1 protein-coding gene is annotated in these 1,054 nt (G+C 58.4%); it reads left to right on the top strand.

Annotation, left to right across the window (positions count from 1 at the left end):
* Nucleotides 1–96 precede the first annotated feature (96 nt).
* Nucleotides 97–1,045, top strand: a protein-coding gene (locus K1W69_RS26820; RefSeq protein WP_220231565.1) for an IS630 family transposase whose coding sequence is annotated in 2 segments (ribosomal slippage) — nucleotides 97–432 and nucleotides 434–1,045 — 948 coding nt in all. Because the reading frame shifts where the segments join, the coding sequence is not laid out codon by codon here.
* Nucleotides 1,046–1,054 lie beyond the last annotated feature (9 nt).

The raw sequence follows: 1,054 nt of genomic DNA, 5'->3' as shown, positions 1-1,054 counted from the left end.
CTAGAGCGGGTCAGTTTTTCATTGAATCGCGACGGGATTCCCTTTTGTGCTGATTTGTGATTCACACTGCATGCTGGGACGAGGAGGCCAGCATGCATGGTCAAGGCTTATTCAAATGATCTTCGCGAGCGTGTTGTCGCTGCTGTGGAGGCGGGCGATAGCTGCCGCACGGTTGCGGCGCGGTTCGGCGTATCTGTTTCCTCTGTCGTGAAGTGGTCGCAGCGCTGGCGTGCGACGGGCAGCGTGAAACCGGACAAGATGGGCGGCTACCGGCCCATTGTGCTGGAGCCGCACCGGGATTTCATCCTCGAGCAGCTGAGACAGTCCTCACATGTCACAACCCGCAGCCTGCAGCGCATGCTTGCGGCGCGCGGGGTGAAAGTTTCGCATGACAGCGTGTGGCGCTTTCTCCACCGCGAGGGTTTGAGCTTCAAAAAAAAGCCTGTTCGCCCTTGAACAGGCGCGCGCCGACATCGGCCGCAAACGACGGCGCTGGAAGGGCTTCATGGCCGATCTCGATCCCTCCCGGCTGGTCTTCATCGATGAGACATGGATCAAGACCAACATGGCGCCGCTGCGCGGCTGGGGCGCAAGGGGCAAGCGGCTCAAAGGCTACGCACCGCATGGCCATTGGCGCACCATGACATTTATCGCGGCCCTGCGCTGTGACCGTCTCGAAGCCCCGTGCGTGTTTGACGGTCCAATCAATGGGGAATGCTTCCGCGCCTGGATCGACCAGCAACTCGTTGCAACGCTCAATCCAGGCGACATTGTCATCCTCGACAATCTGGGAAGCCACAAGGCAAAGGCCATACGTCAGACCATCCGCGCGGCAGGAGCCCGGCTATGGTTCTTGCCGCCATACTCTCCGGATCTCAATCCGATCGAGCAGGTCTTCGCAAAGATCAAGCACTGGATGCGGATGGCTCAGAAACGCACCATCGAAGAGACATGGCGTCATGTGGGAAGTCTCATCGAGACAATCGCACCCGGCGAATTTGAAAACTATCTCAAAAATGCAGGCTACGCTTCAATCAAAACCTGACGTGCTCTA

The sequence above is a fragment of the Flavimaribacter sediminis genome, assembly GCF_019492055.1.
GTDB lineage: Bacteria > Pseudomonadota > Alphaproteobacteria > Rhizobiales > Rhizobiaceae > Flavimaribacter > Flavimaribacter sediminis.
This window is presented reverse-complemented; position numbering and strand designations above follow the sequence as displayed.